22 protein-coding genes are annotated in these 23,538 nt (G+C 65.6%); 10 read left to right on the top strand and 12 right to left on the bottom strand.

Translation table 11 applies throughout. The annotated features are described in order from the left end of the window. Positions 1-7 precede the first annotated feature (7 nt). From hslU to H7A13_02600, 3 genes are all read left to right on the top strand, one after another. Positions 8-1,336, top strand: a complete 1,329-nt coding sequence (hslU, locus tag H7A13_02610) for an ATP-dependent protease ATPase subunit HslU (GenBank protein MCP5332241.1) — start codon at positions 8-10, stop codon at positions 1,334-1,336. Between the two features lie 111 nt (positions 1,337-1,447). Next, complete coding sequence (locus H7A13_02605) at positions 1,448-3,214, top strand: acyl-CoA dehydrogenase (GenBank protein ID MCP5332240.1); 1,767 nt, start codon at positions 1,448-1,450, stop codon at positions 3,212-3,214. Between the two features lie 84 nt (positions 3,215-3,298). Continuing rightward, entirely contained in the window at positions 3,299-4,192 is an 894-nt protein-coding gene (locus tag H7A13_02600; protein ID MCP5332239.1) for an alpha/beta hydrolase, read from the top strand. A 58-nt stretch (positions 4,193-4,250) separates the two neighbouring features. Here the strand turns inward: H7A13_02600 and chrA are convergent, their stop codons facing one another. Genes chrA through H7A13_02585 form a run of 3 tightly spaced genes read right to left on the bottom strand, consistent with a single transcriptional unit; the run spans position 4,251 to position 8,875 of the window. Continuing rightward, on the bottom strand, positions 4,251-5,630 hold the full coding sequence (chrA, locus tag H7A13_02595) for a chromate efflux transporter (protein ID MCP5332238.1): 1,380 nt from the start codon (positions 5,628-5,630) through the stop codon (positions 4,251-4,253). Between the two features lie 4 nt (positions 5,631-5,634). Further along, positions 5,635-7,443 (bottom strand): sodium-extruding oxaloacetate decarboxylase subunit alpha, encoded by a 1,809-nt coding sequence (oadA, locus tag H7A13_02590; protein MCP5332237.1) that lies wholly within the window; start codon positions 7,441-7,443, stop codon positions 5,635-5,637. Positions 7,444-7,456: 13 nt separating this feature from the next. After that, a complete protein-coding gene (locus H7A13_02585; GenBank protein MCP5332236.1) occupies positions 7,457-8,875 on the bottom strand; it encodes an acetyl-CoA carboxylase biotin carboxylase subunit in 1,419 nt (472 codons plus the stop codon). Positions 8,876-9,152: 277 nt separating this feature from the next. Here H7A13_02585 and H7A13_02580 point away from each other — a divergent pair, with 277 nt between their 5' ends. Next, the gene (locus H7A13_02580; GenBank protein MCP5332235.1) at positions 9,153-9,470 is read left to right on the top strand and encodes a PilZ domain-containing protein; all 318 of its coding nucleotides are present in this window, start codon (positions 9,153-9,155) and stop codon (positions 9,468-9,470) included. A gap of 21 nt (positions 9,471-9,491) precedes the next feature. On the opposite strand, the gene H7A13_02575 is transcribed toward H7A13_02580, so the two are convergent. After that, entirely contained in the window at positions 9,492-10,172 is a 681-nt protein-coding gene (locus H7A13_02575) for a VacJ family lipoprotein (protein MCP5332234.1), read from the bottom strand. A 320-nt stretch (positions 10,173-10,492) separates the two neighbouring features. On the opposite strand from H7A13_02575, the gene H7A13_02570 reads away from it, so the two are divergent. Continuing rightward, entirely contained in the window at positions 10,493-11,674 is a 1,182-nt protein-coding gene (locus H7A13_02570; protein ID MCP5332233.1) for a lipid-transfer protein, read from the top strand. 97 nt (positions 11,675-11,771) lie between these two features. On the opposite strand, the gene H7A13_02565 is transcribed toward H7A13_02570, so the two are convergent. From H7A13_02565 to H7A13_02530, 8 genes are all read right to left on the bottom strand, one after another. Continuing rightward, on the bottom strand, positions 11,772-12,437 hold the full coding sequence (locus H7A13_02565) for a hypothetical protein (GenBank protein ID MCP5332232.1): 666 nt from the start codon (positions 12,435-12,437) through the stop codon (positions 11,772-11,774). A 15-nt stretch (positions 12,438-12,452) separates the two neighbouring features. Continuing rightward, complete coding sequence (ald, locus tag H7A13_02560; GenBank protein MCP5332231.1) at positions 12,453-13,571, bottom strand: alanine dehydrogenase; 1,119 nt, start codon at positions 13,569-13,571, stop codon at positions 12,453-12,455. A gap of 72 nt (positions 13,572-13,643) precedes the next feature. Continuing rightward, positions 13,644-13,919, bottom strand: coding sequence for a hypothetical protein (locus tag H7A13_02555; protein ID MCP5332230.1), 276 nt, complete (start codon positions 13,917-13,919; stop codon positions 13,644-13,646). After that, positions 13,891-14,358 (bottom strand): gamma-glutamylcyclotransferase, encoded by a 468-nt coding sequence (locus H7A13_02550; GenBank protein ID MCP5332229.1) that lies wholly within the window; start codon positions 14,356-14,358, stop codon positions 13,891-13,893. The genes H7A13_02555 and H7A13_02550 overlap by 29 nt, the downstream gene beginning before the upstream one ends. Positions 14,359-14,363: 5 nt before the next feature. Further along, the gene (msrA, locus tag H7A13_02545) at positions 14,364-15,002 is read right to left on the bottom strand and encodes a peptide-methionine (S)-S-oxide reductase MsrA (protein MCP5332228.1); all 639 of its coding nucleotides are present in this window, start codon (positions 15,000-15,002) and stop codon (positions 14,364-14,366) included. 14 nt (positions 15,003-15,016) lie between these two features. Then, positions 15,017-15,322 (bottom strand): MTH1187 family thiamine-binding protein, encoded by a 306-nt coding sequence (locus H7A13_02540; protein MCP5332227.1) that lies wholly within the window; start codon positions 15,320-15,322, stop codon positions 15,017-15,019. A gap of 84 nt (positions 15,323-15,406) precedes the next feature. After that, positions 15,407-15,649, bottom strand: coding sequence for a glutaredoxin family protein (locus tag H7A13_02535; GenBank protein MCP5332226.1), 243 nt, complete (start codon positions 15,647-15,649; stop codon positions 15,407-15,409). Next, entirely contained in the window at positions 15,646-16,509 is an 864-nt protein-coding gene (locus H7A13_02530) for an alpha/beta hydrolase (protein ID MCP5332225.1), read from the bottom strand. Before H7A13_02530 ends, H7A13_02535 begins: the two co-directional genes overlap by 4 nt. Before the next feature lie 201 nt (positions 16,510-16,710). On the opposite strand from H7A13_02530, the gene H7A13_02525 reads away from it, so the two are divergent. The 5 genes from H7A13_02525 to H7A13_02505 all read left to right on the top strand — a co-directional run bounded on the left by H7A13_02525 (position 16,711) and on the right by H7A13_02505 (position 23,496). Further along, complete coding sequence (locus H7A13_02525; GenBank protein MCP5332224.1) at positions 16,711-17,802, top strand: sensor domain-containing diguanylate cyclase; 1,092 nt, start codon at positions 16,711-16,713, stop codon at positions 17,800-17,802. 35 nt (positions 17,803-17,837) lie between these two features. Next, positions 17,838-19,307 carry an SLC13/DASS family transporter gene (locus H7A13_02520; protein ID MCP5332223.1) on the top strand — a complete coding sequence of 490 codons (1,470 nt, stop codon included), beginning with the start codon at positions 17,838-17,840 and terminating at the stop codon, positions 19,305-19,307. Between the two features lie 8 nt (positions 19,308-19,315). Further along, positions 19,316-21,319 carry a bifunctional tRNA (5-methylaminomethyl-2-thiouridine)(34)-methyltransferase MnmD/FAD-dependent 5-carboxymethylaminomethyl-2-thiouridine(34) oxidoreductase MnmC gene (mnmC, locus tag H7A13_02515; protein MCP5332222.1) on the top strand — a complete coding sequence of 668 codons (2,004 nt, stop codon included), beginning with the start codon at positions 19,316-19,318 and terminating at the stop codon, positions 21,317-21,319. 151 nt (positions 21,320-21,470) lie between these two features. Beyond that, positions 21,471-23,000: an AMP-binding protein gene (locus tag H7A13_02510; protein MCP5332221.1), complete on the top strand. Its 1,530-nt coding sequence runs from the start codon at positions 21,471-21,473 to the stop codon at positions 22,998-23,000. A 184-nt stretch (positions 23,001-23,184) separates the two neighbouring features. After that, positions 23,185-23,496: a hypothetical protein gene (locus H7A13_02505; protein MCP5332220.1), complete on the top strand. Its 312-nt coding sequence runs from the start codon at positions 23,185-23,187 to the stop codon at positions 23,494-23,496. Positions 23,497-23,538 lie beyond the last annotated feature (42 nt).

Here is a 23,538-nt window from a genome sequence, read left to right as displayed (position 1 = left end):
AGACCCCATGCCCACTCTGACCCCGTTACAGATCGTCCAGGAACTCGACCAGCACATCATCGGCCAGGCCGAGGCCAAGCGTGCCGTGGCGGTGGCGCTGCGCAACCGCTGGCGACGCATGCAGCTCGATGAGACGCTGCGCGCCGAAGTGACCCCGAAGAACATTCTGATGATCGGCCCCACCGGGGTCGGCAAGACCGAGATCGCCCGCCGGCTGGCCCGGCTGGCCAACGCGCCCTTCATCAAGATCGAGGCGACCAAGTTCACCGAAGTGGGTTATGTCGGCCGCGATGTCGAGTCGATCGTGCGCGACCTGGTGGAGATCTCCATCAAGCAACTGCGCGAGGAGCGGCTGCAGCGGGTCGGCGAGCAGGCCGAACTGGCCGCCGAGGAACGGATTCTGGACGCTCTGCTGCCGCCACCACGCCACGAGAGTTTCGAGCCGCGCGAGACGGTGGAGTCCTCGACCCGGCAGACCTTCCGCAAGAAGCTGCGCAATGGCGATTTCGACGAGAAGGAGATCGAGATCGAGCTGTCGAACCGCGCCGTCGGCGTCGAGATCATGGCGCCGCCGGGCATGGAGGAGATGACCAGCCAGTTGCAGGGGCTCTTCTCCAACCTCGCCAGCGGCCAGAAGCGCAAGCGGCGCATCAAGGTGGCGGTGGCCCGCAAGCAGTTGCGCGAAGAGGAGGCGAGCCGGCTGATCGACGAGGAGGAGGTGAAGGCGCGGGCAGTCGAGGCGGTCGAGCAGAATGGCATCGTCTTCATCGATGAACTCGACAAGGTCTGCAAGCGTGGCGAAACGGTGGGGGCCGATGTCTCCCGCGAAGGGGTGCAGCGCGACCTGTTGCCGCTGATCGAGGGCTGCACCGTCAGCACCAAGTACGGCATGGTGCGCACCGACCACATTCTGTTCATCGCCTCCGGCGCCTTCCATCTGGCCAAACCCTCCGACCTGATTCCGGAGCTGCAGGGGCGCCTGCCGATCCGCGTCGAGCTGCAGGCGCTGACCACCGAGGATTTCGAGCGCATCCTGACCGAACCGAGCGCCTCGCTGATCAGGCAGTACAGCGCGCTGCTGGCGACCGAAGGGGTCGAACTCAGCTTCACCCCCGAGGCGATCACCACCCTCGCCCGCACCGCCTGGGAGGTGAACGAGCGCACCGAGAACATCGGCGCCCGCCGGCTGCACACGGTGCTGGAACGGCTTCTGGAAGAGATCTCGTTCGATGCCGGCACCGGCGAGGCCAAGCCGATCGTGGTGGATGCCGCCTATGTCGAGCGCCATCTGGGCGAACTGGCGCGCAACGAAGATCTGAGCCGCTACATCCTCTGACGCCGCCCCGGCAGGCCGATCGGAACCGATCGGCCTGCCGCGCTACAGCTTCGACGCACTTTGCGGCACACTGGGCTGCCTCACCCCAGCCTGCCACCGTCGAGAGTCGCCATGCAGAACCCGCTGAGCCTGCACCAAGAGACCCGCTTTCTGCTTCACGAGCTGTTCGAGGTCGGCCGGCTCTGGCCGCAGATGCCGGCCACCCGGGACCTCGACGCCGAACTGGTGGAGCAGATTCTCGACGAAGGCGGCCGGCTCTGCGATCAGCTGCTGGCGCCACTCGACCGCCGGGGCGATGAACAGGGCTGCCGCTGGGTCGATGGCGCAGTGCTGACGCCGGCGGGCTTTGCCGAGGCCTGGCGCAGCTGTGCCGAAGCCGGCTGGATGGGATTGGGCGGCGAGCCGGAGCATGGCGGACAGGGCCTGCCCAAGCTGGTGACCGTGCTGTTCGAAGAACGGCTGTTCGCCGCCAACAGCAGCTTTGCCCTCTATGCGGTGCTCACCAGCGGTGCCGCCCTCACCCTCGCCAGTCATGGCACTGCGGCACAGCGCGAGCGTTACCTGCCGGCGCTCTATGCGGGCCGTTGCAGTGGTGCGATGTGCCTGACCGAACCGCAGGCCGGCAGCGACCTGGGGCTGATCCGCAGCCGGGCCGAGCCGGATGACAACGGCCAGTACCTCATCACTGGCAGCAAGATCTTCATCACCGGCGGCGAGCACGACCTCAGCGACGACATCCTCCATCTGGTGCTGGCCCGCCTGCCCGATGCACCGGCCGGCAGCCGCGGTCTGTCGCTGTTTCTGGTGCCGAAGTTCCTGCCTGCGGCCAGCGGTGGTACCGGCCCGCGCAACCGGATCTTCTGCCGGGGCATCGAGCAGAAGATGGGCATCCGCGCCTCGGCCACCTGCACCATCGATTACGAAGGAGCCATGGGTGAGCTGGTCGGCGCCCCGCATCAGGGGCTGGCGGCGATGTTCACGATGATGAACTACGAGCGGCTGTCGATCGCGCTGCAGGGGCTCGGCCTTGGCGAGGCGGCCTATCAGGCCGCGCTGGTCCATGCGCGGGAGCGGCAGCAGGGGCGTGCCGCCACCACCTCGCTGCAACGGAACGAACTGCCGGCCGATCCGATCGTGCTGCATGGTGACGTGCGCCATTCGCTGCTGACGCAGAGGGCGCTGAACGAAGGGGGGCGCGCCTTCGCCTGCTATGTCGCGCTGCAACTCGATCTGGCCCGCTTTCACCCCGATGCGCAGCAGCGCGAACAGGCCGCTGCGCTGGTCGCACTCCTGACTCCGGTGGCCAAGGCCTTCATGACCGATCAGGGCTTCGAGAACTGTGTGCGCGCCCAGCAGCTGTTCGGTGGACTGGGCTACATGACCGCCACCGGCATCGAGCAGCGGCTGCGCGATGCACGCATCGCCCAGATCTACGAGGGGACCAACGGCATCCAGGCGATGGACCTGCTGGAGCGCAAGGTGCTGCGCGATGGCGGCGCGATGCTGCGGCACTTTTATGGCGAGATCGACCACTGCCTGGCCGCTGAACGGGACAACCCGTCACTGGCGGAGTTCACCCAGCCGCTGGCGGCGGCGCTGGCGCGGCTGCGCGAGACCAGCGACTGGCTGATCGGGGCGGCACCGCGCGATGCCGAACTGCCGGGCGCGGTGGCCAGCGACTACCTGAAGCTGGTCGGGCTGACCGCCTATGCCTTCGTCTGGACGCTGACGGCCCGCGCGGCCCTGCGCCAGTCGACGCCATTCCATCAGGGCAAGGTCGCCACCGCCCGCTTCTTCTTCGCCCGACTGCTGCCGCAGAGCCTCGGGCTGGCCGCTTCGATCCGAAACGGCGCAGCCAGCCCGCTGCCGCTGTTCTAGACAATCGCATCGATCCGTTACCATCTGCATCGCAGCGGTACACGGCCGCCGTCCATGAGATGTCAACCCGATCAGGAGCCGACGATGAGAGACTGCCCGCAACTGGCCGAAGGCACGCCCTTCACCCACCTTTTTGAAGAAGAGAGCCTGACACTGCGCGGCAACGAGTGGCTGCAACGGCCAGAACGGCCAATCCTGCACTTTCTGCATGGCGTCGCCTTCTGCGGCCACCTCTACTGGCCCTATCTGCGTGAACTGCTGCCCGACTGTCAGCTCTGCCTGCACGATCTGGAAGGCCATGGCGCCAGCGACCGTGGCCAGCACTATGCCGGCTGGCGCCGCAATGTCGATCGGCTGGCCGAGGTGATCGCCGCGCGCGGCTGGCGTCAACCGGGCACCCCGCTGATTGGCGGCGGCCACAGCTATGGCGCCGGTCTGACGCTGATTCTGGCGGCCGAGCAGCCCAAGCTGTTCGATGCGCTGATTCTGCTCGACCCGATGATCATGCCCCAGGCACAACTGACCAACGTGCTGCCGTTCGAGCGCAATCCGGCGGTGCAGAAGACACTGCGCCGGCGCCGGCAGTGGCAGAACGCCGAGCAGGCACGGGACTTCCTGCGCGACAAACCGGCCTTCGCCGACTGGACCCAACAGGCCCTCGACAGCTTCATCGACCACAACCTGCAACCGGAGCCGGATGGCAGCCTGACACTGCGCTGCGACCCGGTCACCGAAGCCCAGGTGCTGGCCGACCCGCTGGTGACCATCTGGGAGCACCTGCAGGCGCTGCGCGTGCCGACCTTTCTGCTGCATGGCAACGATCCACGCTCGCCGATTCCGCAGAACTGCCAGAAGGCCGCCAGCCTGAACCCGGTCATCAGCGCGATCGAGATCGAGGGCGGCCACAACTTCATGCAGGAGCGTCCCGCCGAGGTCGCCGCGCTGACCCGGCAACTGCTCGAACAGCTCGGTCACTGAAACGCAGGCATCGCCACGTTATTCACTCGAAGCCTTCGCCCTGCAGATCATCGGCTGCTCAGACCGGCAGCACTTGGCCGAGCAGTCCAGCCAGGGCACAGCCCGCGATCACCTCGATCGTCGTGCGCCGGTAATGCAGCAGCGCAATCGCCGCACCAAGCGTGATCAGTGCCGACAGCCAATCGAAGGAACCGGAAAAGCCGTGCGGCCAGAGGGTGGCGCGGGCAAAAAAGAGCACCAGATCGAGGATGACACCGACCACGGCCGCAGTGATGGCGGTCAGCGCAGCGGTGTAGCCGAGCTTGCCACGGGTAGACTCCACCAGCGGGCCCCCGGCCAGAATGAACAGGAAAGAGGGCAAAAAGGTGAACCAGGTGACCAGGGTTGCCGCCGCTGCGCCCGCCAGAAACAGCGCATCCGGTCCGAACAGCGCCTTGCCGTGGCCGCCGACGAAACCGACGAAGGCCACCACCATGATCAGGGGTCCCGGTGTCGTCTCACCCAAAGCCAGACCGCTCATCATCTGCGTCTGGGTCAGCCAGCCAAACTGCTCCACCGCCCCCTGATGGACATAGGGCAGCACCGCATAGGCACCGCCGAAGGTGAGCAGGGCCGCCTTGGTGAAGAACCAGCCCATCTGGGTCAGGGTGTGTTGCCAGCCGAACCGCAGGGTCAGCAGGCCGATCGACGCACCCCACAGCAGCAGTCCGATCACCATGCTCCGCACAAACCGCTGCCAGCGAAATCGTGCATGTGGCGGCGGCGGGGTGTCATCGTCGATCAGCGCCGCGCCGGAGCTGCCTGCGGAGTGGCTCGGCAGATTGCCGGCAGCGAACTGGCCAGGCGTGACACGATCCGCCAGATGGCCGATCAGCGCCGCTGCGGCGACGATGGCCGGAAAAGGCAGCTCGAAAACGGCGATTGCCACAAAGGCGCTCCCGGCAATCGCCCACAGCAATGGACTGTGCAGCGTGCGGTTGCCGAGGCGGTGGGCCGCCTGCAGTATGATTGCGGTGACCGCGGCCTTGACACCATAAAAGAGTGCCGCCACCCAAGGCAGTTCGCCAAAGCTGACATAGAGCCATGACAGCGCGATCAGAATCAGCAGCGACGGCAACACGAACAGGGTGCCGGCGACGATGCCGCCCAGCGTGCGGTGCATCAGCCAGCCGATGTAGGTGGCCAGTTGCTGTGCTTCGGGGCCCGGCAGCAGCATGCAGTAGTTGAGCGCGTGCAGAAAACGCTGCTCGCTGATCCAGCGCCGCTGCCCGACCAGCTCCTGATGCATGATCGCAATCTGTCCTGCCGGGCCGCCGAAGCTGATGAAACCGAGCTTGAGCCAGAAGCGCACGGCCTGCCCGAACGGAATGGAGCTCTCCGCAGCCGCGACCGTGGCCAGTTCACGCTCCTGTGCGGGCTGCGGGCTCACGCCGCTCATCGGATCAGGCTGGCTGAATCTCCAGCAGCGACTCATCGGGGTGGACGCTGTCGCCCTTGTGCACATGGACCGCGATGACGGTGCCGGTGACCGAGGCCTGGATCTCGTTCTCCATCTTCATCGCCTCCACCACCAGCAGCGGATCACCGGCCTTGACCTGATCGCCCGGCTGGCAGTTGACCGCGACGATCACCCCCGGCATCGGCGTGGTCAGGTGACCGGCATGGGCCGGACGGGGCCGCAGCGTGCCGGTCGCTGCCGTCGACAGCCCGGTTTCACCGAGGGTCTCGACCATCACCTCTTCCGGCATGCCGTCGATGTAGACATAGTAGGGACGCAATCCGCTGCCGGGATGGCCGCTGCCGGTGACCCGGACATTGTAGGTCTCGCCATGCACGGTCACGTTGAAGTCGGTCGGCGCAGTGCGCGCGACTCCCGACGCGGCAGAGCCCGGCGGCAGCAGCGGCTCGGGGGTCAGCGTGCCGGCGGCGCGTTCGCGCAGGAAGTTCTCGGCCAGCTCCGGATACATCGCGTAGGTGAGCAGATCCTCCTCGCTGGCGGCGAAGGCTTCGCTCTCGCTGCGCAGCCGGTCGAACTCATCGGGCAGCAGGTCGGCCGGTCGGCAACTGACCGGCACCTCGTCACCCACCGCGCTTCGGCGCACCTGGTCATCGACCACGCCCGGCGCAGCACCATAGTGGCCGAGCAGATACTGCTTCACCTCCTTGGTGACCGACTGGTAACGCTTGCCCGTCATCACATTGATCACCGCCTGGGTGCCGACGATCTGCGAGGTGGGGGTAACCAGCGGCGGATAGCCAAGATCGGCGCGCACCCGCGGAATCTCCGCCAGCACCTCGTCGAGCCGCTCCAAGGCGCCCTGCTCCTTCAACTGATTGATCAGGTTGGAGATCATGCCGCCGGGCACCTGATGCAGCAGCACGCGTGGATCGACACCACTGACGCCGGCCTCGAACTGCCAGTACTTCTTGCGCACCAGGCGGAAGTACTCGGCCACCTCCTCCAGCTTTGCCAGATCGAGCCCGGTGTCGAACGCGGTGCCCTGCAGTGCGGCAACGATGCTCTCGGTGGTCGGGTGGCTCGGCCCCTCGGCGAAGGCGGAGATGCAGGTGTCGAGAAGGGTCGCGCCCGCCTCCACCGCCTTCAGCTGACTCATGCTGGCCAGACCCGCCGTGGCGTGGGAGTGCACCTGAATCGGCACACCGACCGCCTTGACCAGCGCACCGACCAGTTGGGTGGCCGCCTGCGGCGTCATGATGCCGGCCATGTCCTTGATGGCGATCGAGTGGCAGCCCATCGCCTCCAGCTCGCGGGCCATGGTGACGAACTGTTCGATCGAGTGGACCGGGCTGACCGTGTAGCTGATCGCCCCCTGTGCATGTTTGCCGGCGGCGTTGACCGCCTCGATCGCCACCCGCAGATTGCGCAGGTCATTGAGCGCATCGAAGATGCGAAAGACATCGATGCCATTGTCGGCCGATTTCTGCACGAAGGCGCGCACCACGCTGTCGGAGTAGTGGCGGTAGCCGACCAGATTCTGTCCGCGCAGCAACATCTGCAACCGGCTGTTGGGCAGTGCCCGGCGCAGCTTGCGCAGCCGCTCCCACGGATCTTCCTTCAAAAAGCGCAGGCAGCTGTCGAAGGTGGCACCGCCCCACACTTCGAGCGACCAGAAGCCGATCCGGTCGAGCGCCGCGCAGACCGGCAACATGTCCTCGGTGCGCAGCCGGGTGGCAATGAGGCTCTGATGGCCGTCGCGCAGCACGACATCGGTGATTTGCACTCTTGACATGGCGACTCCTTGATCAAAGGCCGGCTTGCGCGGCGATCACCGCCGAGATCGCCGCGGCGATGTTCTCGTGCGGACGACGCAGACTGTAGGCGAGCAGCTCCGGGTGCGAATCGACGAAGGTGGTGTCGAAACGCCCGGCGCGAAAGGCCGGATGTTGCAGAATTTGCAGGTAGTAGGGAATGGTGGTCTTGACCCCGGAGAGGCTCAGGTCGTTGAGCGCCCGCCGCGAGCGGGCGATCAGCGCCTCCCAGTCGAGCGCCCAGGCCGTCAGCTTGACGCACATCGAGTCGTAGTAGGGCGGAATCACATAGCCGGTGTAGATCGCCGCATCGGTGCGCACCCCCGGTCCGCCGGGCGCATAGTAACGGCTCACCCGGCCGAAGCTCGGCAGAAAGCTGTTCTGCGGATCCTCGGCATTGATGCGGAACTCGGCGGCAAAGCCGCGAAAGCTGATGCCATCCTGTTGCATCGACAGCGGCTCGCCGGCGGCAATGCGAATCTGCTCCTGCACGATGTCGAGCCCGGTGATGGTCTCGGTGATGGTGTGTTCGACCTGCAGGCGGGTGTTCATCTCCATGAAGTAGAAATCGCCCTGGGCATCGAGCAGGAACTCCACGGTGCCGGCATTCTGGTAACCCACCGCGCGCGCCGCCTCGACCGCCAGCGTGCAGACCCGCTGCCGCTGCTGCGGCGAGAGCTGCGGTGACGGCGCGATCTCGATCAGCTTCTGGTTGCGCCGCTGGATCGAGCAGTCGCGCTCGAACAGATGCACCACGTTGCCATGGGCGTCGGCCAGCACCTGCACCTCGATGTGGCGCGGCGCGACGATGCACTTCTCGACGAAGACCTCCGGCTTGCCGAACGCCTTGCTCGCCTCCGAGACCACCCGCTCATAGTTGCGCAGCAGTTCGGCATCGTCGGCACACTGGCGAATGCCGCGGCCACCGCCACCGTTGGTCGCCTTCAGCATCACCGGGTAGCCGATCTGCGCGGCGATTGTTCGCGCCTGCTCGACGCCGGCGAGGTTGCCCTCGCTGCCCGGTGTCACCGGCAGGCCGGCGGCGATCATCGCCTTGCGTGCCTCGACCTTGTCGCCCATGCGCCGGATCACCTCGGCCGAGGGGCCAATGAAGCGGATTCCGCGCCGCTGGCAGGTCTCGGCCAGCAGCGGGTTCTCGGACAGAAAGCCATAGCCGGGATGGATCGCATCGCAGCCCGAGGCCACCGCCAGATTGACGATGGTGTGGGCATTCAGATAGCCCTGCATCGGGTCGGCGCCGACCGAATAGGCTTCATCGGCCTTCTTGACATGCAGTGCATGGCGATCGGCATCGGTGTAAATGGCCACCGACTTGATCCCCATCTCGGCGCAGGCGCGGGCAATGCGCACCGCGATCTCGCCCCGGTTGGCAATCAGGATTTTACGAATCACGCCGAGCTCCGTCTGGGTTGTCCGTTACTGGAATCTGCGTCAATCAGAAGCAAAAGGGCGTGCAGCTTACCCTGTCTGCACCCATTTCACGATATCAAGCAAATTGCATCCCAACAGGCGCTGCACCCGATGGAAGCAATCAGTTCAACAGAAGAGACCCTCGACCGACGAACGGGGAAAGTGTGAACCCTTTCAAGCTGTTATACACTGTGGCCGCCCGGCCTGCCGTACCGTCCATGCAGGCCATGCCCTGATCCCTTTGCCAGGAGTGCCGCCAATGCCTTCAGTTGAACGAAATTGGGCCGAGAAACGTGATTTCATCCGGATGCGGCTCAACAGCGAGGTCACTCTCGAAATCGACCAGCCGCCACGCACACTGCGCGGTCGCTGCCGCGACTTGAGCGGTGCCGGCCTGTCGGTGGAACTGGACGAGGCGCTGCCGACCGGCACCCACTTTACCGCCGCCTTTGCCAGCATCGACGGCAGCCGGCTCGACGAAACGGCGATTCAGACCCGTGCCGAGGTGGCCCGCGTCGAGCGAACCGCCAACGGCCACTTCCTGCATGGCTGCCTGATGCTGGAGATTCTGGCCTGAGCGACGCCGACGGTCGGCGGACTATTCGTCGCTCTCGTCCAGAAAGGGATCCCTGGTCTGCCCCTTGATCAGAAATTCACGGTTCTGCAGATAGACATCGCGGATGAACAGGTAGCGGTCGCCACTGATCAGCTTTTCGCTCGACAGCAGGTGCGCCCGAACGATCACCGCCTTGAAGCCGATCACTGCGTAACGGGTCTCATCCTCGTCGATCCGGGCGATCGGATCGAGCATGAAGTCCGGCGCCAGCCCGACACCGTCGCGCACCGTGCTCGGCCCCAGCAGCGGCAGCACCAGATAGGGCCCGCTGGAGAGACCCCAGACGCCGAGGCTCTGGCCGAAATCCTCGTCATGCTTGCGCAGATCGAACCGCGATGCCACATCGATGAAGCCCAGCAGGCCCACGGTCGAGTTGAGCACGAAGCGCAGCCCATCGCCGCCAGCCTGTTTGAACTTGCCCTGCAGCAAGCCGTTGACGATCACCCGGGGCTCGCTCAGGTTGCCAAAGAAGTTGTAGAGCCCGCGGTCGGCCCAGTCGGGCATCACCACCATGTAACCGCGCGCCAGTGGCTTGAGCAGATAACGATCGAAGGTGTCGTTGAAGACGAACACCTTGCGGTTGAACCCCTCCCATGGATCGGGGTTGTCGTGCTGCTGCTCGCCACTCCAGGCGGGCGGCACAAACAGCAGCGCCATCATCATGAAACGGCGCACTGCTCTGCCAGACAATCTGCTTTCTCGCCACACCTTCAAAACCCGCTCTCCTCATGGGCGCCTGGTCATCACGCCGGCGCTGCCGTTTTAATGATACTTCACCGCCGCGCCCTTGCCAGAACCTCCGCCAATCTTGCCGATGCCGACTGCCTGTGTGACCATTGCCACTGTCAGGGAAATCCGCCTCATGCAGGCTGTACAGCGCTGCGCCAACCGGCAGGACGACCTGCCATCATCCGCAAGCAGACCTGACCAGACACCTGACCAATCCACCCTTCACAATAATCACACCATTGATAGGTAACCGTATGAGCAGACCCGTCCACGTCATCGGCGTCGGCATGACCCAGTTCACCAAACCCGGCGCCAGCGAAGACTATTCGGTCATGGGTGCCAAGGCGATCGCCGACGCCCTCAAGGATGCCGGCATCGACTACCGCGAAGTGCAGCAGGCCTTTGCCGGCTACGTCTACGGTGACAGCTGCTGTGGCCACAAGGTGGTCTACAGCGCCGGACTCACCGGCATCCCCATCTTCAACTTCAACAGCAACTGCTCGACCGGTTCGAGCGCGCTGGCCGTGGCGCGCCAGGCGATTGCCTACGGTGCCATCGAGTGCGCGCTGGTGGTCGGCTTCGAGCAGATGACCGCCGGTGCCCTCAAGAGCTACTTCGGCGACCGCAGCTCGCCGGGCGAGCGCCACGGCGCCACCATGGCCAGACTCCAGGGCGTCGACATGAACGCGCCCGGCGCGGCACAGATGTTCGGCGGCGCCGGGCGCGAGCACATGAAGAAATATGGCACCAAGGCCGAAACCCTGGCCAAGATCTCGGTCAAGGCGCGCAAACATGCCGCCAACAACCCGCTGGCCCTCTTCAATACCCCGCTCAGCCTCGAAGAGATCATGGCCGCGCCGATGGTGTTCGAGCCCCTGACCCGCTACCAGTGCTGCCCACCCACCTGCGGTGCCGGCGCGGCGGTGCTCTGCTCACCCGAATTCGCTGCCCGCCATGGCCTCGGCAATCTGGTCACCATCAAGGCCCAGGCCGTCACCACCGACACCGAAAGCAGCTTCGGCGACAGCATGATGAAGATGGTCGGCTACGACATGGCCCGCTCGGCCGCCCAGCAGGTCTACCAAGCTTCGGGTGTCGATCCGCAGGACATCGATGTGGTCGAACTGCACGACTGCTTCACCGCCAACGAGCTGATCTCCTACGAATCACTCGGTCTCTGCCCCGAAGGCGGCGCCGAAAAGCTGATCGAGGACAATGACAACACCTATGGCGGCCGGTTCGTCGTCAACCCCTCCGGCGGACTGCTCTCCAAGGGCCATCCGCTGGGAGCCACCGGCCTGGCACAGTGCTACGAACTGGTGCAGCAATTGCGCGGCCGCGCCGATCGGCGTCAGGTCGAGGGCGCACGTCTGGCACTCCAGCACAACCTCGGCATCGGCGGTACCTGTGTGGTGACCCTGTACGAGCGCGGCTGATCGGCCACGGCCGAAGGGCCCACGCAAAAAGCCGGATCGATCTGATCCGGCTTTTTTTTCGGGTGAAACCGCCCGGCAAGGCGACGCAGAAGGGGAGTCAGCCAGCGCTCTGGCGCGCATCCAGCCGCAGCAGTGGGGACCAGGCGACTCGCTGGGCAAAGAAACCGATGCCGCCCCACATCGTGACGAACCAGAGCGGCACCCCGCCCCAGGGGGCACCGGGATAGTGCCACTGGCCGCTGTGGACGCCGACATATTCGAACAGCGCGCCCAGCAGCAGCAGATAGCCGGCATGGCGCCAGGCCAGAGGGTCGGCATCGAGCCAGCGGGTCACCGCCAGCAGTGACGCACTGGCCAGCAGCAGCCAGGTTGGGTCGCTCAGCGCGGTGAAACAGAGCGCGAAGAGCCCCATCAGCAGCCAGCAGACCGCTGTTGCCGGCGCCGAGCAGGCAGGTCCGAGCAGGCGCCGGGCATGCAGCAGGTAGAAGCCCCACATGAAGAACTCATACCAGGGCAGTCCCAGCAGGTCAGGGGAAGTGAAGGCGAAGATCCCCTGCCGCAGCGCCATCAGGTTCATCACCGTGAACAGCAGGCAGGAGAGCCCGAACAGCCAGCGCTCGCTGCGCCGGGTCGGGCCGAAACTCCACCACCAGAACAGCAGCAGCAGCGGACACTTGATCCAGTTGGAGATCGGCAGGGCCACCAGGGCGACTGTGACCCAGGGTTGCAGCCACAGTGGCCAGCGGCGCTCACTGCTGCTCATCGCATCACCCTTTTCTCAGGCCGCGAACAGTGTGTCGGCCGCACAATAATCGCGTCCCTGCGCCTCGGCCACCGCCTGACAGGTGAGCCGGCCCTGATGGACATTGAGCCCCGCCCGCAACCCGGGGCTGCGCAGCAACGCGGCAGACAGCCCCGCATCGGCCAGCTCGAGCACATAGGGCAGCGTGGCGTTGTTGAGCGCCAGCGAGGCGGTGCGGGCCGCCGCGCTCGGCATGTTGGCGACGCAGTAGTGGACGACACCCTGTTCGACATAGGTCGGCGCACGGTGGGTGGTCGGTCGGGAGCTTTCGAAACAACCGCCCTGATCGATCGAGACATCGACCAGCACCGCACCGGGGTTGAGGCTGCCCAGCAGCGTCCGGCTGATCAGTCGTGGTGCGCGAGCGCCCGGAATCAGCACCGCACCGATGATCAGATCGGCGGTGACCGCCTCGCGCTCGATGTTGTGGGTGGTGGCGTAACAGGTGTCGAGGCGGCCGCCAAACTGCTGTTCGAGCTGCCGCAACCGTTCGATCGAGCGGTCGAGCAGCGTCACATCGGCCCCCATGCCGAGGGCGATCAGCGCTGCGCTGCTGCCGACCACGCCGCCGCCGAGAATCACCACCTTCGCCGGCTTGACGCCGGGAACGCCGGCCAGCAGCAGCCCCCGCCCCCCCTGCGACTTCTCCAGAGCGTGCGCGCCGGCCTGGATCGCCAGCCGGCCGGCCACCTCCGACATCGGTGTCAGCAGCGGCAGTTGCCCGCCGGCACTGGTGACGGTCTCGTAGGCGATGCAACTGGCGCCGCTGTCGAGCAGGGCCTGGGTCAGGGTCGGATCGGGCGCCAGATGCAGGTAGGTGAAGAGCAGCTGCCCAGCGCGCAGCAGACCATATTCGCCCGGCTGCGGCTCCTTGACCTTGACGATCAGCGCCGCACGCGCCCAGATCTCGGCAGCGCTGTCGATCAGCGTGGCACCGGCGCGCTGATAGTCGTCATCGCCGAAACCGCTGCCCAGTCCGGCACCACGCTCGACCAGCAGCCGATGCCCATGCAGCGCCAACTCGTGCACGGCATGGGGCGTCAGCCCGACGCGGTACTCCTCGGTCTTGATCTCTCTGGGAACACCAATGATCACGTGGTCACCTCACCGCGAGAAAATGTCTGTCCAGCCGGCAGCAAAATGGGGGCCAGGACGACGGTGCGCCACTCAAAGCGGCTCGCCGCGCACATCCCGATCGACGATCCGGTACTTCTGCTCGCGCGCCCAGTTCTTGAACCTGCGGACATCGAGCTCGCTGACGAAGCGGAGCACCGCATAGCGGGTCATGTCCTGCAGGATCGGCCCGGCAGCGATGATGCGGGCATTGCGCGGATGAAAATGATCGAGCAGCCACTCGATCACCTTCACATCGTGATGGTGAGGATAGTAGACGCTGAGCAGGATGATCGGTTGCTCAACGGGCGTGCGGCGCGGTTGCATCATGTTCGATTCCATGAAACCTGAAACGGGCGCTGAAGGGTGCGCTGCTGCGCGGACGGACGGCACGGCCCGGCCGCTCGAAGCGCCAGGGCGGCCCGGATTGACCACGGCAGGCCGGCGCCAGCAGATAGACCGCGGCGGCCACCGCCGCACCGCCAGCCTGCGGAGTGACCCGCAGCGACCGACGACGGTAGCGGGCGCCTTCATAACGATCAAGCCGCTGCCATTCGTCGGGAGCAAGACCACGGTAGAGCGTTCCGGGCGTCACTGCACCTCGCCGTGGCCGCAGACAAGGATAGGGCGTGCCACGCAGCCGAACCACGGCATGGTCTGGCAGCCAGGCCCGAGCGGCAGCGGGGAGGCGCCCGATCAGCGCGGTGATCAGCGCAGCCCGCCGCAGGGTGCCATAAGCGAACAGCAGCGTCTCCGGGTTGTCGGTCACCACGCTCACACCGAACAACTGACGCCGGTGCCCTTCAGCCCGCAGTAGCCGCCCGGATTCTTGTCGAGGTACTGCTGATGATAGGGCTCGGCGTAGTAGAAGGGGCCAGCCAGCGCGATCTCGGTGGTGATGCGACCAAGGCCGGCACCCGCCAGCGCCTGCTGGAACTGATCGCGCGAGGCCAGTGTGGCGGCCAACTGCGCATCGCTGAAGCAGTAGATGGCCGAACGGTACTGGGTGCCGAGGTCATTGCCCTGCCGCATTCCTTGCGTGGGGTCATGCCGCTCCCAGAACAGCGTCAGCAACTGCGGATAGCTCACCCGCTCGGGATCGAACAGCACCCGCACCACCTCGCTGTGGCCGGTGCGGCCGGAGCAGACCTCCTCATAGGTCGGATTGGGGGTGAAGCCGCCGGCGTAGCCCACTGCCGTGCCGTAGACACCCGGCGTCTGCCAGAACAGCCGCTCGGCGCCCCAGAAGCAGCCCATGCCGAACAGCACCTGCTGCAAACCCGCCGGAAAGGGCGGCTGCAACGGGGTCTTCAGCACGGTGTGCAGTGGCGGAACCGGCATCGTCTGCGACCTTCCTGGCAGGGCCTGCTCGGCGCTGATCGGTTCCAGTTTGCTGCGGTTTGCAGGGGACATGGTTCACTCCGCTGTCACAGGTTTTTCAGTTTGCGTTCGACGCTTTCGACCTTCTGCTGCATGCTCTGGTCGCGGTCGGTGCGGGTGCCGACCCGCAAGGTGGTGTGGATGCGCGGCGCACCCATCGCGTGGACGCGCTGGTGGCACTGCTTCACCACGGCGAAGACCTCATCCCAGTCACCTTCGATGATGGTGCCATAGGGATGGAGCTGATGGCTGAGGCCAGCCGCAGCGATGATCTGCTGGCAGGCCGCCACATGGTCGGAGACCGAGACGCCGACACCGATCGGCACCACGCAGAGATCGATCATCACCTTCATCGGCCCGCCCTCACCTGCTCACCTCATCATGAAGCAGGATGATGCCGCCACGGCGCCATGCAGGCAATATGAACCTCTGTGTGCTCAAACCCGATCGAGCCACACCTGCAACTGCTCGCCATCGAACGGCCAGCCCAGTTCTGCGCCATCGGCCAGACGCCTGAGCACCGGAATGGTGGTGCCATAGCGCTGCAGCAGCGCCTCATCGTCGGCGATTTCCACCTCGGTCAGCATCTCGCCACGCAGCGTCAGCAGCGGCAGCGCGCTCTGCAGCGCCAGTTCGCAGAGGTGGCAGCCCGAGGTGGAGTAGAGTACAAAACCGCTCATGCCGCCCTGCCGAGAAAGTCGAGGATGGCCTGCGCCACTTCGGGCGCCGAATCTTCCAGGTGCAGATGGTGGCCACCGGGCAGGATCAGCTTTTGCAGGTTGCGGTGCACCGCGGTGCGCCGCGCGATGAAGTCGGTGCTCCAGGGCCAGCCCTGTTCGCCCAGAATCAGCAGTGTCGGTGCCTCGACGGCCTGGATGAAGGCCTGCACCTCCTCCTCGGTCAACCGTGCCGGATCGGGGTAGCGCAGCCGCGAATCGGAACTCCAGGTCAAGCCGCCATTGCAGGGCGTGACACCACGGTCGAGCAGCGTGCGTGCGGCCGCCTCGGTGATGTTGCCAACGGTCTTCATGCGCGGCAGCAGCATCGCCTCGAAATTTTCATACAGCGGCGGTGTGCGGTTTTCCAGCCCATGCAGCCGCTCCAGCGCCTGCCGCGTTTCAGCGACGATGCGTTCGCTCTTGAGGCCGGGATGGCCGATGGCATCGATCAGCACCAGCCGGTCGATGCGCTCGGGAAAGGCCGCCGCCATGTAGAGGCCCAGGTGTGCTCCCATCGAGTGACCCAGCAGCGTGAACTGCGCCCAGCCCAGTTGATCGGCGACGGCAAAGGCGTCGTTCATCTGCAGAAACCAGCTGTAGGGCACCCCCGGCGGCAGGTGGTCGGAGCGGCCATGGCCGGCAAAGTCGATCGCGCAGGTCTGATACCCCTCCAGCAGCGGCGCCAGCAGATCGAAGGTGGCGGCATTGTCGAGCCAGCCATGCAGCGCCAGCAGTGGCCTCCCCTGCGGATTCGGCCAGAAACGGGCCGCAATGGTGCGGCCAAAGACGGTAAAATTTTTCTCGGTACAGACCAACGACATCCAGATGACTCCTGACTGCTGAGACTTCAAGGCGGGCAAACCCAACCATCAATCAAATCAGTATGTTACCTCACTAGAGCGCGATTTCGCACCGGCCCGGCAGCGCTTGATCCGATTTTGTTCGCGCTGCGCCGGCGAAGCGCCGATCCCCGTCTATACTCAAAATGTGTGAAACCGTTCTCACTTTCGCGGCCCGGATCGATGACCTCTCTGAATCAACTGCTCGACAACCTGCGCACCAACGAAACACTCGCCCGCAAGATCTTCGAGATCGAGAGCGAGGTGCTGGCGATCTACAACAGCCGCAACTTCTTCGATCGGCTGCTGGCGCTGATCCAGGAGAAGTTCGGCGTGCCCGAGGCCTGGGTGGCGCTGATCGATGAGCCGATCACCGCGCCGCTGATTCACCACCTCTCCCACTGCGACCAGTTGACCCGCAGCCTGGTCCCGCTGTCGGCAGCCGGCCTGCGGCAACTCTCTGGCCACTTTCCCGATGCCTGGCTGGTCAGCCACTGCGCGGAGCGGCACAACTGGCTGATTCCCCCCTATCTGCAAGGGATGGTGCGGTCGATGGCGGTGACGCCGTTGCAGCTCGAAGGCCGGCTGATCGGCGCGCTGGTGCAGGGCGATCGCAAACCAAACCGCTGGGATCCGTCGATGGACACCTTTTTTCTGTCGCAACTGACGGTGAAGGTGTCGCTCTACCTGGCCAACCTGGCCTCGCGCGAGCAGCTCGAATACCTGGCGACCCGCGATGCGCTCACCGGCCTGTACAACCGCCGCGAGTTCGATCAGGCGCTGGAGCGGGAGATCAGCCGTGCCCAGCGCAGTGGTGCACCGCTGTGTGCCATCTTCATCGACTGCAACGACTTCAAGCAGATCAACGACACCCATGGCCACGATGCCGGCGATGCCGTGCTGCGCCATCTGGCCCAGGGACTGGAGAAGCTGATCCGCCGGGTCGACTGCGCCTTTCGCTACGCCGGTGACGAATTCGTGCTGCTGCTGCCCGGACAGCGACAGGAGCAGGCACAGTGGGTGGCACAGCGGCTCGACCACTACTTTCGCACCCACCCCTGTCCATTCCGTGGCCAGTCGATCCCCTACAGCATCAGCTGCGGTGTCGCCAGCACCGAGCAGAGCGGCATCGACAGCGGCACGGCACTGCTGAAGCAGGCCGACATGCAGCTCTATCAGGCCAAGGGGCGCAAGCATGAGGCGGTCGACCACCGCATCTCCACCCGCATCCATGCCCTCTGGCACCGCTTACAGAAGGTGTTCGACACCGTATAATCGCCCGCTTCATCGACCGGGAGCGAGCATGGCCCATGCGGCAACGAATCGGACTCTGGCTGGGGCCCTTGCTGCTGTTGGCGATCCTGTTGCTGCCCCGGCCCGAAGGGCTCTCCAGCGAAGCGCAGCGGGTCGGTGCCGTGGTGGCGATGATGGCCATCTGGTGGCTGCTCGATGCCGTACCGGTCGCCATCACCGCGCTGCTGCCGATCCTGCTCTATCCGCTGCTCGGGGTGATGAAATCCTCCGAAGTGACCCCCAGCTACGCCAACCACCTGATCTACCTCTTTCTGAGCGGTTTCTTGCTGGCACTGGCGATCGAAAAGTGGGGGCTGCACCACCGCATCGCCCTGCGCACACTGGCAGTGATGGGGCATTCGCCGGAGCGGGTTCTGCTCGGTTTCATGCTGGTCACCGCGCTGCTCAGCATGTGGATGAGCGCCACCATCACCGCAATGATGATGCTGACGGTGGCGCTGGCGCTGCTGCACGATGAGTTCGGCAGCGCGCCCAGCCCCTACACCGAACGCGGCCGCGATCAGCGCGCCTTCGCCACCAGTCTGACACTCGGCATCGCCTATGCCGCCTCGATCGGCGGCGCAGTGACGATCGTCGGCTCGCCACCCAACGCCATTCTGGCCGGCATTCTGGCGCAGCAGCACGAAATGAGCCTCAGCCTGATCGGCTGGATGCTGATGACGCTGCCGGTCGCGCTGGTCATGCTGTTCGGTGTCTGGTTCTACCTCTCCCGCATCGCCTACCCGACCCGTTTCAACCACCTGCCCGGCGGCACCGCGCTGTTCCACAAGGCGCACCAGGATCTGGGCGACTTCAGCCGCGCCGAGCGGCGGCTCATCGCAGTCTTTGCGCTGGTGGTGGTCGGCTGGATTGTGCGCGCCCTCAACCAGAGCGAGTTTTTCGACTGGGTGCAGGATTCGACCATCGCGCTGGCCGGTGCCGTCGCCCTCTTCGTCATCCCCTCCGGCCGTCGACCCGGCGAGCCGCTGCTCGACTGGAAGAGCGCCAAGCAACTGCCGTGGGAGATCATTCTGCTGTTCGGCGGCGGTTTCGCCATCGCCCAGGGCTTTCAGGAGACCGGCCTGACCGAGTGGCTGGCGGGGCAACTGCTGAACCTGCCCGACATCGCCCCGTTCTGGATCCTGCTGATCACCACCCTGTTCGCGCTGGCCCTGACCGAGGTCACCTCCAACATCTCCACGGCCGCGCTGATCCTGCCGCTGGTCGGCGCCATCGCAGTGATCTTCGACCTGCCGACCCAACTGCTGATGAGCAGCGCGGCCATCGCCTGCTCCTATGCCTTCATGCTGCCGACCGCGACGCCGGCCAATGCCATTGCCTATGGCTCCGGTTACTTCTCGATCGGGCAGATGGCGCGAACCGGCCTGCCGATCAACCTGCTCGGCGCCCTGCTGATCAGCGGTTACCTCTACCTGTTCATGGATGCGTTCGCGCCGCTGCTGTTCAGCAGCAGCCACAACGGCTGAGCCGAGCGATGTCCGAGGCCGACCCACCCTTTGCGCTGCCCCAGGCCGAGATCGACTGGTCGGCGGACGATGAACCCTTCTCATCCCGCTTCGGTGACCACTATGCCAGCCGCGCCGGCGCCCTGGCCGAAAGCCGGCTGGTCTTTCTCGATGCCAACCGGCTGGGCGAGCGCTGGTCAGGATTGCGCAGCGGTGACCGCTTCACACTCGGTGAGACCGGCTTCGGCACCGGCAGCAACTTTCTGCTCGCCTGGGAGCTCTGGCAGCGGCTGGCGCCGGCAGCGGCCCGGTTGCACTATCTGGCGGTCGAGGCCCATCCACTGCACCCGGACGATCTGGCCCGCGCACTGACCCGCCATCCGCCGCTCACCGCACTGAGCGAGCCGTTGCTCGCGGCCTATCCGGCCGCCATCCCCGGCATCCACCGCCTCGAACTGCATGCCGGCACCAGCCCTGTGACCCTCGATCTGCTGTTCGGCGACGCCGAGGCGATGCTGGCGCAGCTCTGCACCCGACAGGGCTTCGCCATCGATGGCTGGTTCCTCGACGGCTTTGCCCCGCAGCGCAACCCCGGCATGTGGCACGACGGGCTCTACCGGCAACTGGCCCGGCTGTCGCGTCCCGGCACCACCTTCGGCACCTACACCGCTGCCGGTGCAGTGCGCCGCGGCCTGAGCGACGCCGGTTTCAGGGTGGAGCGCGCCAGCGGTTTTGGCCACAAGCGTGAACGGCTGCTCGGCCATTTCGTGGCAGCGACCGCACCGGTCGTCGAGCCAGGTCCTCCATGGAGCTGGCTGCCACCGGCCCGCCATGCCGCCACGGCCTCTGCACCGGTGGCCGTGATCGGCGCCGGCATCGCCGGCAGCAGCACCGCGCAGGCACTGGCCCGGCGCGGCATCGAGGTCGCACTGTTCGACAGCGAGAACGGCGCCGGCCGCGCCGCCTCGGGCAATCCGCAGGCGGTGCTCTACAGCAAGCTCTCGGCCCACGCCACGCCACAGAGCCGCTTTGCGCTGCACAGCTACCTCCACGCACTGCGGTTCTACCAGGCACTGGAGCAGCAGCGCAGCGCCGAACAGGCGACGCTGCTGCATGGCTGCGGCCTGCTGCAACTGGCGACGCAGGCGGCCACCCGCCAGCGGCTGCTCGACATCGCCCACCGTTCCGGCCTGCCGACGACGCTGGTGCGCTGGGTCGACGCAGCAGAGGCCAGTCAGCTCGCCGGCGTGGCGCTGGCACAGGGCGGGCTGCTCTTTCCGACCGGCGGCTGGCTCACCCCGACCGCGCTCTGCCAGCAGTTGAGCAGCCATCCGCGCATCCGTTGTCACTTCGGCACCGCAGTGACGCAACTGCGCCACGACGCCGAGCATGGCAGCTGGCAGTTGCTCGATGGCTCCGGTCACTGCCTGCTGCGCACAGCGACCGTGGTGATCAGCGCCGGCGCTGCCTCGACCCGCTTCGAACCGCTGGCAGCGCTGCCGATCAAGCCGATCGGCGGGCAGGTGAGCCAACTGCCCGTCTCCAGCGCCAGCCGGTCACTGCAACTGGTGCTGTGTGGTGAAGGCTATCTGGCACCGGCGGACCAGGCGGCGCACACCTTTGGCGCCAGCTATCGGCTGCACGATGACGACGGCCTGCCAAGCATCGACGACCATCGGCGCAATCTGGCGATGCTGCAGCAGGAATTCCCGACCTTCCACCAGCAGCTGGCAGACGAACAGCTCGATCCAGCCCGCCTTGCTGGACGCTACGGCATTCGTGCCACCACCCCAGACCGATTGCCGCTGGTCGGGCCGGTGACAGCGGGCGCGCAGCCGATCCGCCACCTGCCGGGCCTCTACATCAATGCCGGCCATGGCTCGCGCGGATTCGTCCAGGCGCCGCTGTGCGCCGAACTGATCGCCGCGCTGGTGAGCGGTGACAGCCTGCCGGTCGAGAGCACAGTGATGACGGCACTCAACCCGGCACGCTTTGCCGTTCGTGCGCTCAAGCACCGCAAACAGCAGTCGTAATCAACACCGGTTTTCGGTAAAGTTCACCCCGGCCGATGATCCGGCGACCCGGCTCGAAGCGCCCGCTTCGACCAACAAGATCAATAACATCAACGACCAGAATAAAATCGAGGAACAACCGATGAGCGAACCTGCCTACCTGAACGATCCGATGGCCGCAGCTGGCTGCGGCATGATCGTGGCCTTCCATGCCAACAAAAACCCCAACCGTGTCGCGATCATGGCTGATCAGGGACCCACCCGCAGCTACGGCGAACTCAATGCCCGCATCAACCAGATCGCCCATCTGATGCGCGCCAACGGCATGAAGGCCGGTGATGCAGTGTCACTGATCTGCTCCAACCGCGCCGAATTCGTCGAAGCGCTGATGGCCTGCTTCCGCACCGGAATGCGCGTATCGCCGGTCAACTGGCACCTGACTGCCCCGGAGATGGCCTACATCGTCAACGACTCGGAATCCAAGGTGCTGTTTGGCGATGCCCGCTTCGCCGACACCATGGCCAAGGTGCTCAAGGAGAGCCCCGACGTCAAACTGGCGCTGTCGATCGGCGGCGACATTCCCGGCTTCCAGAACCTGGAGAGCGCCATCAAGGAGCAACCGACCAGCAACATCGACGCGCCGGTCCGCGGCTTCCAGATGCTCTACACCTCCGGCACCACCGGCTATCCCAAGGGGGTCTACCGCGAGGCCGCCTCTTCGCCCTCGGCCGTCACCCAGTATGCCAACTACCAGCCGGCGACCGACGTCACCCTCTGCACCGGGCCGCTCTACCATGCCGCACCGCTCGGCATCGACCTGCTGGCCGCGCTCGGCAACGGCCTCGGCGTCTACCTGATGGACAAGTGGGATCCTGAACGAACCCTGCAACTGATCGAAAAACACAAGATCACCCACAGCCACATGGTCCCGACCATGTTCCACCGAATGCTGGCCCTGCCCGAAGAGGTGCGCAAGAAGTACGACCTCTCGTCGCTGAAGTTCATCATTCATGGTGCCGCGCCCTGTCCGGTGCACGTCAAGCAGCAGATGCTCGACTGGGTCGGCGACATCATCTATGAATACTACGGCGCCACCGAAGGGGTCGGCACCACCATCACCCCGGCCGAATGGAGAAAGAAACCGGGCGGCGTGGGTCTGGCACCGGAAGGACTGATCATCGTCAGCGAAGAGACCGACCAGGAGCTGCCACCGGGCGAGATCGGCATCATCTGGATTCCGGTGCCTCCCGAGGGCGGTTTCAAATACTTCAAGGCCGAAGAGAAGACGCAGAAGGCCTACCGCAATGGCACCCACTACTCGATGCATGACATGGGCTGGGTCGACGAAGAGGGCTGGCTCTACCTCTCCGACCGCCGCGCCGACCTGATCCTCGCCGGTGGCGTCAACATCTACCCCGCCGAGGTCGATGCCGCGCTGCTCAAGCATCCTGCCGTCAGCGATGCCTGCACCATCGGCGTGCCCAACCCCGACTGGGGTCAGGAGGTGATGGCGGTGATCGAACTGAAAGAGGGCGTCAAACCCTCTGAAGAACTGAAGCAGGATCTGATCAGCTTCTGCCAGCAGAACCTGGCCAAGTTCAAGTGCCCGCGCAAGATCGAGTTCATGGACGCACTGCCGCGCAGCGATGCCGGCAAGATCCAGCGGCGCAAGGTGCGGGACATCTACATCCCAGCCGCCTGAGCCCGCTGCGGGTCAGACCACCCGTCTGATCCACACTGACCGATCGATGAAAGGCCCTGGCCTCAAAGCCAGGGCCTTTCTGTTGGCGTGAAGATTCAAAGGTCGGATCACAGGGCATGCCGCTTTCATTTATACTTCGGCCATCTCACCCACATGGCTACCGCCAACACCGGCCACCGCACCCATGTCCTCCAGCGCAATCACCCCCTCCACCCTGCCGGCGCCACGCAGTGCCACACCGCAGTGGCCGGTGCGTGCAGCGGAACGCACCAGTTTCGCCACGCGGGAGGCCGTCGCGGCTAAGGACAGCGTGGAAACCCTGCGCCGCCCCGTCTGGCGCGAGTCGAGCCCGCGCGGCGGTACCAATCTCGACCCATGGCAACGCACGCTGACCGCACAGGCGCGCGCCGCACTGCGTGCCTATGGCGAGTGGGCTACGCCACCGGTAACCGAAACGCCTGAAGTCACCCTGGTGGGTGTCGACCTCTACGTGTGACCCTTCAGCGCGTCGGCATCCTGCACGACTCCACCTCCTGCT

Source organism: Pseudomonadales bacterium (assembly GCA_024234215.1).
GTDB lineage: Bacteria > Pseudomonadota > Gammaproteobacteria > Pseudomonadales > UBA5862 > JACKOQ01.
The sequence above is the reverse complement of the archived record's forward strand: the minus strand, read 5'-3'. Positions and strand labels throughout refer to the sequence as shown.

Excerpts from the sequence above, each read along its gene's own strand:
- H7A13_02520 (MCP5332223.1), top strand. The coding sequence starts at position 17,838 with ATGCGGCAACGAATCGGACTCTGGCTGGGGCCCTTGCTGCTGTTGGCG.
- hslU (MCP5332241.1), top strand. The coding sequence starts at position 8 with ATGCCCACTCTGACCCCGTTACAGATCGTCCAGGAACTCGACCAGCAC.
- mnmC (MCP5332222.1), top strand. The coding sequence starts at position 19,316 with ATGTCCGAGGCCGACCCACCCTTTGCGCTGCCCCAGGCCGAGATCGAC.
- msrA (MCP5332228.1), bottom strand. The coding sequence starts at position 15,002 with ATGTCCCCTGCAAACCGCAGCAAACTGGAACCGATCAGCGCCGAGCAG.
- H7A13_02605 (MCP5332240.1), top strand. The coding sequence starts at position 1,448 with ATGCAGAACCCGCTGAGCCTGCACCAAGAGACCCGCTTTCTGCTTCAC.
- H7A13_02580 (MCP5332235.1), top strand. The coding sequence starts at position 9,153 with ATGCCTTCAGTTGAACGAAATTGGGCCGAGAAACGTGATTTCATCCGG.
- H7A13_02575 (MCP5332234.1), bottom strand. The coding sequence starts at position 10,172 with ATGATGATGGCGCTGCTGTTTGTGCCGCCCGCCTGGAGTGGCGAGCAG.
- chrA (MCP5332238.1), bottom strand. The coding sequence starts at position 5,630 with ATGAGCGGCGTGAGCCCGCAGCCCGCACAGGAGCGTGAACTGGCCACG.
- H7A13_02555 (MCP5332230.1), bottom strand. The coding sequence starts at position 13,919 with ATGATGCAACCGCGCCGCACGCCCGTTGAGCAACCGATCATCCTGCTC.
- H7A13_02525 (MCP5332224.1), top strand. The coding sequence starts at position 16,711 with ATGACCTCTCTGAATCAACTGCTCGACAACCTGCGCACCAACGAAACA.
- H7A13_02530 (MCP5332225.1), bottom strand. The coding sequence starts at position 16,509 with ATGTCGTTGGTCTGTACCGAGAAAAATTTTACCGTCTTTGGCCGCACC.
- H7A13_02540 (MCP5332227.1), bottom strand. The coding sequence starts at position 15,322 with ATGAAGGTGATGATCGATCTCTGCGTGGTGCCGATCGGTGTCGGCGTC.
- H7A13_02600 (MCP5332239.1), top strand. The coding sequence starts at position 3,299 with ATGAGAGACTGCCCGCAACTGGCCGAAGGCACGCCCTTCACCCACCTT.
- H7A13_02565 (MCP5332232.1), bottom strand. The coding sequence starts at position 12,437 with ATGAGCAGCAGTGAGCGCCGCTGGCCACTGTGGCTGCAACCCTGGGTC.
- H7A13_02535 (MCP5332226.1), bottom strand. The coding sequence starts at position 15,649 with ATGAGCGGTTTTGTACTCTACTCCACCTCGGGCTGCCACCTCTGCGAA.
- oadA (MCP5332237.1), bottom strand. The coding sequence starts at position 7,443 with ATGTCAAGAGTGCAAATCACCGATGTCGTGCTGCGCGACGGCCATCAG.
- H7A13_02505 (MCP5332220.1), top strand. The coding sequence starts at position 23,185 with ATGTCCTCCAGCGCAATCACCCCCTCCACCCTGCCGGCGCCACGCAGT.
- H7A13_02510 (MCP5332221.1), top strand. The coding sequence starts at position 21,471 with ATGGCCGCAGCTGGCTGCGGCATGATCGTGGCCTTCCATGCCAACAAA.
- H7A13_02570 (MCP5332233.1), top strand. The coding sequence starts at position 10,493 with ATGAGCAGACCCGTCCACGTCATCGGCGTCGGCATGACCCAGTTCACC.